The following is a 14,126-nucleotide window of genomic DNA, read 5'->3' as shown; positions in this document are numbered from 1 at the left end:
GGGCGCGTGCCGATGCAACGTACCGCCAGCACGTGTCGATTCAGCGCATAGCCCGCCGGTTCGCCGCGGCGAGTAACCCGGTGAGGAGGAACAGCACTCGATGATCGAGCAGATTGTAGGCTGAGCCGAACAGCAGCTGAACGGGTCTCAGGCCGCGGGTGGCCACCCGCGTCGCTGCACTGCGATATGTCTTGGCCGCCGCCAGTTTCTCCCGCAAGGGGAGAGGGCACTGCCGGTGGTGGAGGTCCCTGGTTGAGGACACCGCATTCTTGGCCCGGATGTATCCGGCCGCGGCGATCAGCTCGGGCGAGCTCAGGTCCGAGGCGAACTGCTGCAGAGCGTCGTTGACGAGCATCAGCTCATCGTGCTTTCCGGGGATGAAACGCTTGGTCACCGACGCTGAATTGTCTTGCCGGTAGTAGTAGCCCAGCAGGGGCAGATGGCTCCCGATCGAAGCTGCACGGGCGAAGGAGAGATTGAACAGCAGGTCTTCGCCGAGGTGGACCCCGACGGGGAATCGCGCCCCTGACCGGGTCACAGCCGCACGACGGTAGGCCTTGTTCCATACTGTGTTCAATGATTCGTCGATGATCTTCGGGCTCAGATAGGTCGGATCAAGTACCCGCCTCGGCCTCGTGAGTCGGGTTTCACCGGCGACGCACCTGTGCCGCGCGAGGAGCGCGGCGTCGTGGGCATCGGCGATGTCGGTGGGGTTGCTGCTGGTCTCGAAGGTGACCACGTCGAGGGCGGAGTCCGAGGCGTCGGCTATTGCTTTGAGCAGACAAGGGCTGAGGAGCTGGTCGTCGGCGTCGACGAACATGACCCATTCGCCGCCTGCCTTCGCCAGCGCGGCATTGCGAGCCGCTGAGGCTCCGGCGTGATCGGTCTGCAGACGAATGATTCGGGGGTCCCGGGAGCTGAGGTCGTCAAGGATCTCCGGTGTGCTGTCGGTGGACCCGTCGTCGACGACGATGAGCTCAAGATGCTCATGGCACTGGGTGAGTACCGACCACAGGCAGTCCTGCAGGTACCTCTCGCCGTTGTGGACGGGGATGATGACGGAGATCAGAGCATCATTCGACATGAGGTTCTCTCCGCCGGGCAGACGTCGACGACACGGTGTGGACGAAAGTGGGCAGGAACTGCCGGATGCCATCGGCGGCATGTGAGTAATCGAGGAGGCCTCGGTCGAAGGTCAGGGGTCGGCGCAATCGTCCCGATTCCCAGTCTGCGGCGATCCGGGTGGCCAGCTCTTCTGCGTCGCCGTCGACACTCAGCTGAGCCAGAGGAATGTCACGCACGCCCTTGACGTCGAAGGCATAGCTGCCGCGGCCGGCTGCCAGGCTCTCCAACATGACACGGGGCAGGCCCTCCCACTGCGCGGTATGCACCAGAGCATGACTGTCCGCGAGCACCGCGGCCGCATCACCCGGACCATCTGCGGAGACGATCCCCGACAGTCCACGAGCAGAGATCTCATCACGGATCTGCGCACGAAAGACTCCCTCACCGAGCATCTCGAAATGGAAGTCGATTCCTCGTCGCTGCAGTTCGGCCGCTGCCTCCATCGCCAGATGCGGACGTTTGCGAGTGGAGAACTCCCCGATCCAACACAGTCGGAGCGGACCGTCGGGTAAGTCTCTGACGGGGTAGCGAGCCAGATCGAGTCCGACTCCGGCCGACAGATGCAGCCGGCGACGGCTCTCAATACGCTCGGCGAACCATGCCTGGTCGTCCGAATTGAGTGAGATGACTCCGGCAGTGCGCGAAAGGAGCATGCGCTCGAGGACCGGCCAGACCCGGTCCGAGATCGAGCGGAGCTCGTTCCAGTGCAGTCCGTGACAGAAGTAGACGACGGGCACTTTCGTTCCGGCCAGTCTCACCAGCGCCGAGGCGGTTGCCGAGTTCGTGACGATGACGTCGAGGTTCTCACTCCCCGACCACTGCCGCAGGCCGGCCAGGGCTCGAAACGTGCCCGGGTCGGGACGACGGGAGAGCCCGGGGATCAGCGTTGCCTGGTCCGAGACCATCGCTGACCCGGCGGCGAAGCTGACAGTGTGTCCACATGATCGCCACGATTGTGCGATCTCGATGAAGAAGGAATCCAACATCCCACCGGTGCTGGCCAATAAGCCGATTCTCACGCTGCTTCACCATCCCTGTTCTCTGCTCTCGCTGACGCTCTCAGACTAGGAGCACGCGGGACGTGAACTCGCCGAAATCACCGCGGTCTACGGTCATCCGCAGACTCCGTGCGGTCAACCGTCGAGGGCGGAATCTCGGGGCACGCGAGTGTCTGAGGGGCGGTGCGAGGGGGTTTGATCCACAAGTTCCAGGTCATTGCGGGTGACTGAGTATTGGGAGCCAGTGATGACCTGATCATGACAGAGTAGTGACACGTCGCTGTCCGGAGGTAACCCCCTATTGGCTGTGAGAGGGCTGGGGAATCCTGGGCCTCGTGAAAACAATGAATGAACTCCCAGCCCCTTTGCCGTCCGCCGCTGACAGTCCTCGTCGTCGGCCCTACTCCAGTGCTCTCGGTCTGGCCTGTCTCGACGGGTCGGCCCTCATCATCTCGTGGTTCCTCGTCGTCTCCCTGTTCGGGCGGGTCTGGGGCGGCGAGTTTCTTCTCCTGCTGCCGACACTCGTCATCGGTCAGATCGGCCTGGGCTACCTGCTCTCGCTGTATCGCAACCGGTATCAGCTCGGCTCCGACCGTGAACTGCGCAATCAGGGCGTGGTCGCGGCCATCCTCTTCACCGGCACCGCCGTCGTGGGCGCGGTGCCGGAATACCGGGAGGACATCCCCTGGCTGCTTCTGGCTCTGCTCTTCGCCCAAGCCCTCATGGTCTTCGTCAGACAGGTCGTTCGAGTCCTCCAGGAGCTGAGGATGGTGCCGGTGGCCGGTGAACCCGTCATCATCGTCGGCGCCGGTGACCTCGGGGCTTCGCTGGTCTCCCAGATGATGGCGGATCCGCTCAGCCCCTACCGTCCCGTGGCCATCATCGACGATGACCCGACCAAGGCTCGACAGCTCATCCACGGTGTGCCCGTCCGTGGCACTACTTCTTCCGTCGCCGAGGTGGTTGCCGCTTCGCATGCCGCCGGAGTCATCGTCGGCATTGCCGATGCACCGGCGCAGGTGTTCGCCTCCCTTGTTCAGCGACTGGAGCCGGAGACGACCTGGGTGCGGGCAGTGCCTTCGCCTCTGGATATGCTCTCATCGGACATCGGGCTCTCCGATATCCGCGATCTCGATGTCACCGATCTCATCGGCAGACCCGCGATCGAACCTGAGAGCGATCAGATCTCCCGTCTCGTCGAAGGACGTACTGTGCTCGTCACCGGAGCCGGCGGCTCCATCGGATCCGAACTGTGCAGGATCATCTCGCGGCACGATCCGAGACGACTGATCATGCTCGACCGTGATGAGTCAGAGCTGCACTCACTGTGCATGAGCCTTGAGGGGAGAGCGCTGATGGATTCCCCTGATCTCGTCCTCGCCGATATTCGTGACCCGCAGGCACTCGACCACGCCTTCGCCGAACACAAACCTGACATCGTCATCCATGCGGCCGCGCTCAAGCATCTGCCGATGCTCGAAAGCTATCCCGCTGAAGGGTGGAAGACCAACGTGCACGGTTCGTTGAACGTCCTGCGCGCGGCCCAGAAACACGGTGTCGGCCGATTCGTCAACATCTCCACGGACAAGGCGGCGAACCCCAGCAGCGAACTGGGACGGTCGAAATTCGTCGCCGAACGCTTCACCGCCCACTATGCCGCCGTCACGGGTCTTCCCTATGTGTCGGTGCGCTTCGGAAACGTCCTCGGTTCACGTGGGTCGGTGCTCATCTCGTTTGCCGATCAGATCCGGCGGGGCGGACCGCTGACCGTGACACACCCTGACGTCACACGCTTCTTCATGACCATTCCCGAGGCGTGCCTGCTGGTGCTGCGAGCTGCGGCCCTGGGCGGCAGCGGCCAGACGCAGGTCCTCGACATGGGCAAACCCGTCCGCATCGTCGACTTGGCGAAGCGGGTGATGGCCCTGACCGGACGGTCGTGTCCCATTGTCTACACCGGCTTGCGTGCGGGGGAGAAGCTGCACGAGGAGCTGTTCTCGCCCGATGAGCTTGACCGAACCTCGGCCAACGGGGTGTCTTGGACGGTCGAGGTCTCACCCTTGGACCCGACGGCGGTTCCCGTCCCGGGCGCTACCCTCGAGAACATCCGCGACTGCTATGTGGAGACCGTTGACGGTGTGGATGCGACAGCACCAGTCGCTGCGCTCACCTCGGCGCCCACCGTCTCGAACTTCGTTGAGATGCCTGCTGAGATGCCCGCTGTCGAAGTGGCCGGAGTCGGCCAGACTACGGGCAGGCTCGATTTGGCTGGGACGAGCTGGTCATGACGGCGATGCGTATTCCCCTGTGCATTCCATCTGTGGGGGCGAAGGAAGAAGGTGCGGTCGTTGCCGCACTGCGATCCGGGTGGGTGGCTCCGGCCGGTCCGCAGCTCGATGAGTTCGAAACACGATTGGCCGCCGTCACCGGTCGGTCTCATGCCGTGGCGGTGAGTTCTGGAACCGCCGCGCTGCATCTGGCCCTGCTGGTGCAGGGGATCGGGCGCGGAGACCGTGTTGCGGTGTCGACGCTCACCTTCGCCGCGACCGTCAATGCCCTCCACTACCTCGGCGCCGAGCCTGTGTTCATCGACTGCGATGATTCAGGTCTCATGGACGTCGCGGTGCTCGAGGCCGCTTGTGCGGATGCCCTGGCCACACGACGTCCGATCCGTGCGGTGATGCCCGTCGACCTCTACGGACGACCCGCTGACTACCTGCGCATCGGGCAGATCGCTGCGGCCTATGATGCCGTCGTCGTCTCCGATGCCGCCGAGTCATTGGGCGCCAGCCTGAACGGGGAGCCGGCCGGATCGTTCGGCGAGGTTGCCGCACTGTCCTTCAACGGCAATAAGATCATCACCACCTCCTCGGGTGGTGCGGTCCTCTGCTCCGACCCTGAGACCGCCGCCCGGGTTCGCTATCTCTCGACCCAGGCGCGGCAGCCCGTGGTGCACTATGAGCACACCGAGGTGGGATACAACTACCGTTTGTCCAACCTTCTCGCAGCTCTGGGTCTGGCTCAGCTGGATCGGCTCGAGGAGATCGTGGCGATCAAACGTTCCCATAATCGTGTCTACGACGAGTCGCTGAGATCAGTCGGCGGAATGCGAGTCCTCGACGCCGCTGACGGCAACTGCTGGATGAGTGTGCTCATCGTCGGACCCGAATCAGGCACCGATGCCTGGTCGCTGAGTGAATCACTGCTGCTGCGCGGAGTCGAAACTCGCCCGGTGTTCAAGCCGATGCACTTGCAGCCCGTGCACGCTGGCTGCGATCAGCGGTACATCACCGGCCGTGCGGAGGAGCTGTTCCAAACCGGGTTGGCACTTCCGTCGAGCACAGATCTGCCGTCGGAGGACCGGAGCCAAGTGGTTGCGGAGATCGCAGCCTACATCGATGAGGCGGTCAGAGTATGAAGAAGCAGACGATCATCATCGGGGCGGGCCTCGTAGTCTTCGCTCTCCTCTTCGTCGGAGCCGGAGTCGGTGCGTACACCGGGTATCTGGGGCTGTCCTGGGATTCTGGGACCGCGACGACGGACGATCCTGCTCTGGCGAAGCAGCTGCAGTCATCGAAGCAGCAGGAACCGAGCGCCGGGCCGGAGGCAGTCGACATTCTGTTCCTCGGCACCAACTCACCGGTTGCTGCCCCGGGCTCCACCGCCGCCACCGACTCCACGGCTTCCACTGGTTTTCCGACGGACATGATTATGGTCGTCCGGATTCCCGCCGACCGCAGCGGGGTCCAGCTTGTATCCATCCCGAGCGACACCTGGGTGAGTGTGCCGGGCCATGGGCAGGGCACGGTCGAGTCCTCCGTCGAGGTCGGAGGTCTGCCGTTAGCTGTACGGGCGGTCTCCGAGTTCCTCGCCATCGACATCGACCACGTCGCTGTCGTCGACCTCGCCGGGCTCAGTGACCTGACCGATCTCGTCGGCGGTGTCGATGTCGTGTCGTCGGCGGCATTCGAATCCGGAAGTCACGACTTCAGCGTCGGGCCCAACACGCTTGATGGGGAGGCGGCACTCGCATTCGTCTGCGAGCGCACAGCGTTCGCGAACGGTGACCTGCAGCGCATCCGCAATCAGCAGGAATTCATCCGAGCAATCGGTGCTCAGGTGCTGTCTGCAGACTATGAGCTCAACCCGCTGAAGATGTCTGAACTGGTCCGGGCGCTCAGCCCTTTCCTCACCGTGGACTCCGGCCTCAACGCCAGCACTCTGGCCCAGCTGGGTTCCGAGCTCAAGGGAATCAGCGCGGAGGATTTCGATTTCGTCACCGCTCCGGCAGAAGTTCCCGTCGTCCCTGATGACACCGTCTCCGACTACGGCTTCCAGGCGGAAGACAGACACCGATGATCGACCAGGCTGCGAAGAAGCTCACTGCTGCTGAGCTGCAGGCAAAATTCAATCTCGATGAAGACGCGGCGCAGATCATCCACGCCGCCAGCGGTGGTTGGGAGTCCTTCGCCGGTGTAGCGGTGTCGGCGGTCCAGACCACCGGACGGAGTCTGGACGAACTGCTGGGCTCGGCCGGGCTCGCGGACTTCGTCGTCTCGCAGACGGACGATTTCTCGCTCCCGCTGTCCACAGCCGATCAGCACGCGCTTGAGGTACTCTCGCTCCTCGACGGCTTCGACGAAGGAGTCGCTCGGATCGCGTTCGAAGTCTCGGCCGAGCGTTGGACTGACCCTGCGTGGGCCGATGTGCCGACCGTGCTGCTGCGCCTGCAGCTCTCGGGCGCGGTCACCGCGGGACCAGAGGAATCGCACTGGTCTGTGCCTCTGCTCATCGCGGCCTGGGCACGTAAGAGCCTGATCGAAGAGGGGCTGGAAGGTGTCACCGCGGCAGTCGAGATGTCCCTGGCAGAAGCATTCACCACACAGCTCGAACTGGCCAGCTCTCCCGATTCGCTGCTGGTGGACAACGCGCTCGTGCTGGCGCGGCGGGTGCGTGCGTGGGAGCTGCTCGACCGCATCTTCCTCGCCTGCGGATATTCGCTGTTCTACCGTTACCACCGCTCCAGCGTGGCTGCGTTCGCCCAGCTGCCAGCCCCTGCGCTGCGTACCGTCCCGGAGTTGAGAGAGGTCACCACCGTGGCCACGATGGTGCAGGAGGCGCTGCTCGACGCCGTCCCACCCACGGGGGTGCCGCCGAGCCTGCTGGTGCGCGAACAGGTCGCCCGTCTGACCGCTCCGGGAGCGCTGCGCCGTGACCTCGGGGCGGAGGACAATCCGGTCGGCCAGCTCGCTGAGCGAGTACTGCTCGGAGAGGCAGGGGCGCCGTCGCGGTTCCACGCAGTGATGAGTGAGATGGCTCGCCTCGGTGCAGCAGGAGCACATCATGCCGCGGCTGAGGCAGGTGCAGGCTGGGTGGCCAGCGGAGTGGCGCGCCGTCCGAGCCGAATCGTTCGTCTGCATGCCGCGATCCACAGTGTCCTCGCCTGTGAGCCGGGGCGTGCCCTGGCATTGCTGAGATCGATCGAGGACGAAGTCAAGGAAGACAGCGTGGTCGGGGACTTCCTATCACCTGCCGTCACAGCCTGGACTGCTCTTGCCTCCTACCTCGCCGGCGATCATGAACGTGCCGACACAGAGATCGTCGAATTCGCTCGCCTCGACATTCCACCGTTCGTGCAGGAACAGACCTTTCGACCGGCCGCACTCATCGTGGAGGCCTATCGCAGCATCGACAAGCTGGATCTGAGTGCAGCGGAGGAGACCGTACGCCGCATGCGCGACTACGCAGAGATGGGTGATCTGTGGTTTCACGTGCCGATCATCGAAAGGACGCTCTCACAGCTGGCGGCAAGCTCACGCTCGACCCTCCTGCGGTCGGAGGAATCCATCGATGTGCACGCTCATGGGGTCTGCGCGACAGGCGGTGCGGCAGAGATGCTCATGGCCTCGCGCATCGGAATGCTCATCAGCCTCGGCCAGCTGCATCGGGCCGAAATGCTGCTGGAGAAGCTGTCGGGAATCTCGGGAGTCAGCCAGGTGCTGTTTGCGCGCAGCGAGTTGGTGGCCGGACGCAACGAAGCGTCAGTCCGCATTGCCGAGGCACAGTACTACGAAAATCACGTTGACACCCGCGACCGAGCTGAACTCACGGGAATCAAGGCCGCGGCGCTGCTGCGCCTCGGCGATCTGGAGGCGGCGCGGCTGGCGTTTGTGGAGCTTTTGGAACTCTCCGTGCTTGTCGGTACCGTGCTGCCGATCGTGCGGTTGCCCATGGCTGAGCGGCAGGAGCTGATGCGGATGAGCGCCGAGGAGCCGATCTGGCAGAAGCTCACGGAGCTTCTCGTCCCCTTGGCCCATTCACCGAGTCGCCGATCGACCGGCAGCGATGCCCACGCCGTGGGCTTGGATAAGTTGGCCAGCCTCGGCGAGGCAGTGGTCGGGCTGGTTGACTTCCCAATGCTCGGACGCCGTGAGATGTCTCTGCTCGAAAAGCTCGATCAGGGGGCCAGCGTCGCTGAGATCGCCCGCGATCTGCTGTTGGTTCAGGGGACGGTGAAGAACAATCTCTCCTCCCTCTATCGGAAGCTCGGAGTCAGCGGACGGGAAGCGGCAGTGACACGCGCTCGGGTGCTGGGCTACCTCGGCTCAGTGGGAGCCTAGGCAGCGGAGAGAGGCACCACTGTCATCGGCATCCAGCTGTCGTCGACAGCAGGTTGGCGACGACGGGCATTGCCGTAGGACTCAGGATGCGGGCAGGTATGCACTCATCGAGCGTTTGACGAGGGTTTCGGTGACGAGGCTGTCGGCCACCGGACCCGCGAGCTGGATGATCCTGGCGACGCTCTCGATATGCCAGTAGGCCGCCTTCCCGTGATGGTGCCCGGCGATCAGCGGTCCGAGGACGAAGACGCCCGGTGCGGCCTGGAACTTCGCGTCGAGGGAAAGCCCCGTCCTCGATGCTGAGGCGCGGACGGTTCCCGATCCGAGCATCTGCCGCAGGAGAGGGGAACGGGTGTCCGTCACCCGTTCGAAGCCGGTTCCATTGACGATCACAGCGTAGCCATGGTCCGCATCGCCGCCCGGGTCGGGTGCCGCTCCTGGGAGCTGATCCACAACCGCGAACAGCATGTCCTCGCGCACTTGCGCTTCGCGAAAGCGACCGGGGATGCAGGTGATGGATCCGTCATTGATGCCCGCGGTGAGGAAATCGAGGGAATCGCCGCCGGCTCGGCGCAGCAGATCGGAGATGGCGACTCCATGGTCGGTGGCCATGGAGTAGAGCTCGAAATCGTCCATATACCGCAGGGATGAGCCGACTGCAGCGATGAGGGCAGCGATCGTCGAGTTGACGTTCTTCTGGGTCATCGCGGCGCTGAGTTCTGCACGGACGGCCTCATGCAGATCGCGGGCACGCAGCGGGGTTCCCGCCTCGGCGGTCGCGAACAGGCGGTCGAGGATCGGGGTTGAAGCCCGCTCACCCGGCCGATCATGGTGCCAGTAATGAGGCCGACCCCGCGAAGACAGGATGAAGAGCCGAGCGCCGGTTTCCTGCCTGAGCCTGTGTGAGGCGAGCAGGAACTCGAGGGCATCGGCATTGCCGCCGATGAGCAGAATTGTCCGTTTCTCCACCGGCAGCGCCTCAAGCCGACCTCTGATCCGCTCGATCACGTGCTCGATCTCAGGAGCGTGGATATCGGCGACCAGCCCCATATCGAGAAGATCGTCGGTGCTCGGGTGCTTTGCCGCGGAGACGGCGAGATTGCGCACCGGGGGAGAGCCGACGGCCAGCAGCAAGGAATGTGCGTGGAGCTCGAATCGAATCCCACCGTCGCTGTCGCGTTCGCGCAGATGGACCCCGCCGCTGGCCTCGCTGGTCACCTCATTGACATCGGCGTGGACGAAGTCGACCTCGACATGGCCGCGGGCTTCCTCGAAGGTGCGTTCGACGAGTTCCGACAGATACTGGCCGTAGAGCCTGCGCGGAAGATAGAGGTCGTCCCACTCTCCGGCACGCACGGCATCTTCATGGCGGAGGATCCAGTCCCGATCCATCAGCGTGGCCAGAGGCGAATCGGGGGTGCGACCGTCTTTCGCCCAGTCGAGCATGTCCGGCCGTCTGGCCTCCAACCAGTCGATGAAATCGCTGCGCTCACGATCGGGCAGGAAACTCTCCAGCGCCGAGATCAGCAGCGAAGAGCGACCGGATCGGTGACCATAGGGAATTCCAGAATGAAACTGCTCATCGCGATCGATCACTGTGATGCGGATTGGGTCATCGAAGGATGACCTCCGGTCGCGCAGCTCAGAGATGGTGCGCAGCAGCCCATGTGTTCCCGAGGCGCCGGAGCCGAGGACAGCGATGTCCACGTCAGGTGTTGAAGGGTTTCTCATCATTGGGAATGCTTTCGTCGAAGCGGCGCACGGTGTTCCCAGGATAGTTCCGACAGAGGTCATCTGGAGGTGACGAATTCATCTCGTTTCGGCCCACTCCGGGCCCGCGGGCCCAGCCTTCACGCTGTGATGAGGTTCCTGCGCCGGAACCCGAACACACCCAGCACCACGAGAACCGCGGTTGCCGCGGTCAGGGTCAGAACCGCCTCGGCGGACAGATCCTGGGCCGGGTACTGCCCGATGTGGACGAACACGGAGGTGTCGAGGACTGCCTCGTCGAGGCGCATCATCTGCCCGAACAGGGCCATCCCAGCGCTGTAGACGAAGAGAATCCAGACCAGTCCCTGCAGCTTCGGCGCGAGTCCGTAGAGTGCCAGTGCCAGCCCGAGCAGGACCCACACCGAGGCGGTCTGCGCGACGTGACCGAGGATCGCTGGACCCAGCAGCGACCAGTCGCCAGTCGATGCGGCCGCGCCCAGCCCCTCGCCCACACCAGCCAAGGCCATAAGCCAGAGCGAGCCGAGGAGCGTCACCAGCGTCCACGACAGCACCCAGCGACCACGCCCCACAGCGGCGGCGAGTACGGGTTCCGTGCGAAAGCCTGTCTCTTCGGCCCGGAGACCGAAGACGGCGATGATCGCGTAGGCGGAGACGATCATGGCGAAGTAGAGGGCCATGTAGCCGATGTAGCCGTCAACGATTCCGCGTGATCCGCCCATGAGATCGAGGATCTCCTTCGGCATTCCCGCCGCACCGTCTTCCATGGCTCCGGTGAAGGACCCGAAGATGAGCGCCATCGCGAAGATCCCGATCGACCACCAGGTCAGACTCGAACGCTGCAGGCGCAAGGCGAGCCCGGTGCTGGTCGAGAGGAACGAGGAAGCAGTGGACCGGCCGAGGCGGTCGGCGAAGATTCCGGCGGACAGGTCGCGGCGGGATTGGAGGAACAGACTCGACCCGATAAGGGCGAGGACGGCCGCCGCTGACAGCAGCAGCGGAGCCCACCTGTCGAGGGTGTAGGGAGCCGTCTGCTGTGACCATCCCAGAGGTGAGAACCAGGACAGCCAGTCCAAGTCACCGCCGGCCACGGCAGACATGTCGCCGAGGCCACGGATGACGAACGACGCGGCCAGCACCGCACCGGCAATGCCAGAGGCCGCGCGGGAGAACGACGTCAGCTGCACGGTGACCGCGGAGATCGCAGCGAACACGCACCCAGCTGCGGCGATGCTGGCACCGAAGAGGAGGGCGGAGGAGAGAGGCTCCGGATTCGCCTCGGAGAAGTAGAACGCCAGAGACATGAGGAACCCGGCCACGAGGTTCATCACCAGGGTGAGAATCAGCGCGGCGAGAAGCTGTGTGTGGCGCCCGGTGACATTCGCCCGGATCAGTTCCGCCCGACCGGTCTGCTCCTCGGCGCGGGTGTGCCTGGTCATCGTCTGGATCGACATGAGTGCGGCGCCGATCATGAGGAAGACTCCGTACATACCCACAACGAAGCGGGCGATGGTGATCTCGTCCAATCCGTAGCCCGGGCCGGTGATCAGCCCCATCACGGGGTTCTTCGCGAACACCACCATTGAGGCGAGCGTGTCCTCGTCCATGACCACCGCGATCGCATTCGCGAAGTAGGCGGTGAGGGCCGTGAGACTGAGAATCCAGATGGGCGCTCGCCACCTGTCCCGTCTGACCATGAGACGCAGGAGAGTCCACAGCCCTGTCACCTCGGATCCGGATCGGTCCTCAGTATGACGCCCATGACGAGTGGTGCTGAGCTGTTCGTCGTTGCGTTCGGCGGTGCTCTCGGCCCGGATCAGCAGATTCATGATTCCTCCCTCGTGAGGATTCCCTTGCCGGAGGCGTCGTCTGTCGAGCTGCCTTCGGCCGAGCTGCCTTCGGCTGAACTGCTTCCGGTCGGGTCACTGTAATGACGCAGCAGCAGCTGTTCGAGCGTCGGGGGAGTGGCGGTCAGTGACCGGATATCGTGTTCGCCGAGGGCGCGCATGATGGCGGGAAGCTGCGCGGTGTCGGCGCTGAAGTGCAGCTGCGTTCCCTCGCGGGTCAGGTCATGGACGCCGGACATCTCGGACAGGGCAGGAACATCGTGTTCGAGCCCGGCGGTGATCGTCGTGCGGGAGAGGTGGCGCAGATCCGCAAGGGCTCCCGATTCGACGATCGTTCCGGATCTGATGATCGACACACGATCGGCCAACGCCTCCACCTGCGCGAGGATGTGGCTTGAGAGGAGAACCGTGCGTCCCTCCTCCTTCGCTTCCCTGATGCACTGCTGGAAGACGGCCTCCATGAGCGGGTCGAGGCCGGCTGTCGGCTCATCGAGCAGCAGAAGGTCGACATGGGAGGCCAGCGCGGAGATCAGGGCGACCTTCTGCCGGTTGCCCTTGGAGTAGGTCCGTCCCTTCTTGCGCGGGTCGAGATCGAAGCGTTCGATGAGTTCATCGCGTTTGCGTGTATCGACCCCGCCCCGCAGTCGTGCGAACAGGTCGATGGCCTCCCCGCCGGTCAGGCTGGGCCACAGTTCGACGTCGCCGGGAACGTAGGCGAGTCTGCGGTGCAATGACACCGCCTTCGCCCAGGGATCCTCGCCGAGGAGTCTGATGCGTCCCGCATCGTGTTTGAGGATTCCGAGCAGGATCCGAATCGTCGTGGACTTCCCCGCACCGTTGGGACCGAGGAAGCCGTGGACCTCGCCGCGGGCAACGTCGAGAGACAGTCCGTCGAGTGCACGGACCCGGCCGTAGCTCTTGACCACATTCTGCATCGAGATCGCAGTGGAGTCGGCGCCGGCATTCGCCGAGGTGGACGGTGGGGTGTTCGTCATCGTGGTCATGGTTGATCGCCTCCAGAGGGATCGGTGGGGTCTTGGGCTGTACCGGCGGGAGCTGTGTTGGTGTCTGCGCCCTCGGGGATGGCTTCGAGGACGCCGTTGAGGTAGAGGTCAAGGAGGTGGGGCGCGAGGCGAGTCATCGTCCCTGCGGTGTCGTTCGTGCCCAGCGATTCCTGCAACCGGTGCTCGAGTATCGTCGGGGCCAGCGCCAGAGTCGCAATCGTCGCCGCCTGCCCCCGCGGATCCTCGCTCTGCCGGAACACGTATCCGGCGAAGCCATGGGCGATGTAGTCCTCGACGAGGCTGATGTAGTGCTCGAAATAGCGTTGGCCGTGTTCGCTGGGATCGAGCAGTGACTTCATGAGGTAGTTGATGTTCATGGCCATGTTCGAGTCTTCGAAGATCATCTGCATGGCCTGGGCGGCGTACTCGGCATTCGCGGCTTTGGCCTCGGCGATGGCGTCGAAGACGTAGTTGTCGCAGGCGGTGCGCAGTCCCTCCTTCGACCCGAAGTGGTGGATGACGAGCCCCGGAGAGACTTCTGCCGCCGAAGCGATGCTGCGGATCGTCGACTTCGTGAACCCATGCGTGGAGAACTCCCGGATCGCTGCAGTGCGGATACGGTCGGCAGTCTCCGGAGAAGTATTCGGGGAGCGTGTGGGCTTCGGCTCCGCGGCTCCTGGTGCCTCCGTGGCTCCCCGAGTCTGCGCAGCTGACTGCCTCTTCGGGGCGGACTGCTTCGAGTTCGATTCATCATGGGTTGAACGCATGTTTAATATTAAACGCGTGTTCAATCGTGGTGTCAAT

Annotated in this window: 10 protein-coding genes; 4 read left to right on the top strand and 6 right to left on the bottom strand. The window is 64.0% G+C overall.

Annotated elements, in window-relative coordinates:
* Positions 1-40: 40 nt before the first annotated feature.
* Both LQ788_RS17935 and LQ788_RS17930 read right to left on the bottom strand, forming a co-directional pair.
* Positions 41-1,084 carry a glycosyltransferase family 2 protein gene (locus LQ788_RS17935; RefSeq protein WP_231443356.1) on the bottom strand — a complete coding sequence of 348 codons (1,044 nt, stop codon included), beginning with the start codon at positions 1,082-1,084 and terminating at the stop codon, positions 41-43.
* Entirely contained in the window at positions 1,074-2,144 is a 1,071-nt protein-coding gene (locus LQ788_RS17930; protein ID WP_231443354.1) for a glycosyltransferase, read from the bottom strand. The genes LQ788_RS17935 and LQ788_RS17930 overlap by 11 nt, the downstream gene beginning before the upstream one ends.
* Before the next feature lie 323 nt (positions 2,145-2,467).
* Between LQ788_RS17930 and LQ788_RS17925 the strand changes: the two genes are divergently transcribed.
* From LQ788_RS17925 to LQ788_RS17910, 4 genes are read left to right on the top strand one after another with little or no spacing between them, the layout of a single operon-like run.
* Entirely contained in the window at positions 2,468-4,411 is a 1,944-nt protein-coding gene (locus LQ788_RS17925; protein WP_231447476.1) for a nucleoside-diphosphate sugar epimerase/dehydratase, read from the top strand.
* Positions 4,408-5,541 (top strand): aminotransferase class I/II-fold pyridoxal phosphate-dependent enzyme, encoded by a 1,134-nt coding sequence (locus LQ788_RS17920; RefSeq protein WP_231443352.1) that lies wholly within the window; start codon positions 4,408-4,410, stop codon positions 5,539-5,541. The genes LQ788_RS17925 and LQ788_RS17920 overlap by 4 nt, the downstream gene beginning before the upstream one ends.
* Positions 5,538-6,482 (top strand): LCP family protein, encoded by a 945-nt coding sequence (locus LQ788_RS17915; protein ID WP_231443349.1) that lies wholly within the window; start codon positions 5,538-5,540, stop codon positions 6,480-6,482. Before LQ788_RS17920 ends, LQ788_RS17915 begins: the two co-directional genes overlap by 4 nt.
* Positions 6,479-8,743 (top strand): LuxR C-terminal-related transcriptional regulator, encoded by a 2,265-nt coding sequence (locus LQ788_RS17910; protein ID WP_231443348.1) that lies wholly within the window; start codon positions 6,479-6,481, stop codon positions 8,741-8,743. Before LQ788_RS17915 ends, LQ788_RS17910 begins: the two co-directional genes overlap by 4 nt.
* 81 nt (positions 8,744-8,824) lie before the next feature.
* Here the strand turns inward: LQ788_RS17910 and LQ788_RS17905 are convergent, their stop codons facing one another.
* From LQ788_RS17905 to LQ788_RS17890, 4 genes are all read right to left on the bottom strand, one after another.
* Positions 8,825-10,477: an FAD/NAD(P)-binding protein gene (locus LQ788_RS17905; protein ID WP_231443346.1), complete on the bottom strand. Its 1,653-nt coding sequence runs from the start codon at positions 10,475-10,477 to the stop codon at positions 8,825-8,827.
* A gap of 116 nt (positions 10,478-10,593) precedes the next feature.
* Positions 10,594-12,300 carry an ABC transporter permease gene (locus tag LQ788_RS17900; RefSeq protein ID WP_231443344.1) on the bottom strand — a complete coding sequence of 569 codons (1,707 nt, stop codon included), beginning with the start codon at positions 12,298-12,300 and terminating at the stop codon, positions 10,594-10,596.
* Positions 12,297-13,322, bottom strand: coding sequence for an ABC transporter ATP-binding protein (locus LQ788_RS17895; protein ID WP_275902025.1), 1,026 nt, complete (start codon positions 13,320-13,322; stop codon positions 12,297-12,299). The genes LQ788_RS17900 and LQ788_RS17895 overlap by 4 nt, the downstream gene beginning before the upstream one ends.
* Positions 13,319-14,089 carry a TetR family transcriptional regulator gene (locus LQ788_RS17890; protein ID WP_231443342.1) on the bottom strand — a complete coding sequence of 257 codons (771 nt, stop codon included), beginning with the start codon at positions 14,087-14,089 and terminating at the stop codon, positions 13,319-13,321. Before LQ788_RS17890 ends, LQ788_RS17895 begins: the two co-directional genes overlap by 4 nt.
* Positions 14,090-14,126: the final 37 nt, after the last annotated feature.

The organism is Brevibacterium zhoupengii (assembly GCF_021117425.1).
Lineage (GTDB): Bacteria > Actinomycetota > Actinomycetes > Actinomycetales > Brevibacteriaceae > Brevibacterium > Brevibacterium zhoupengii.
This window is presented reverse-complemented; position numbering and strand designations above follow the sequence as displayed.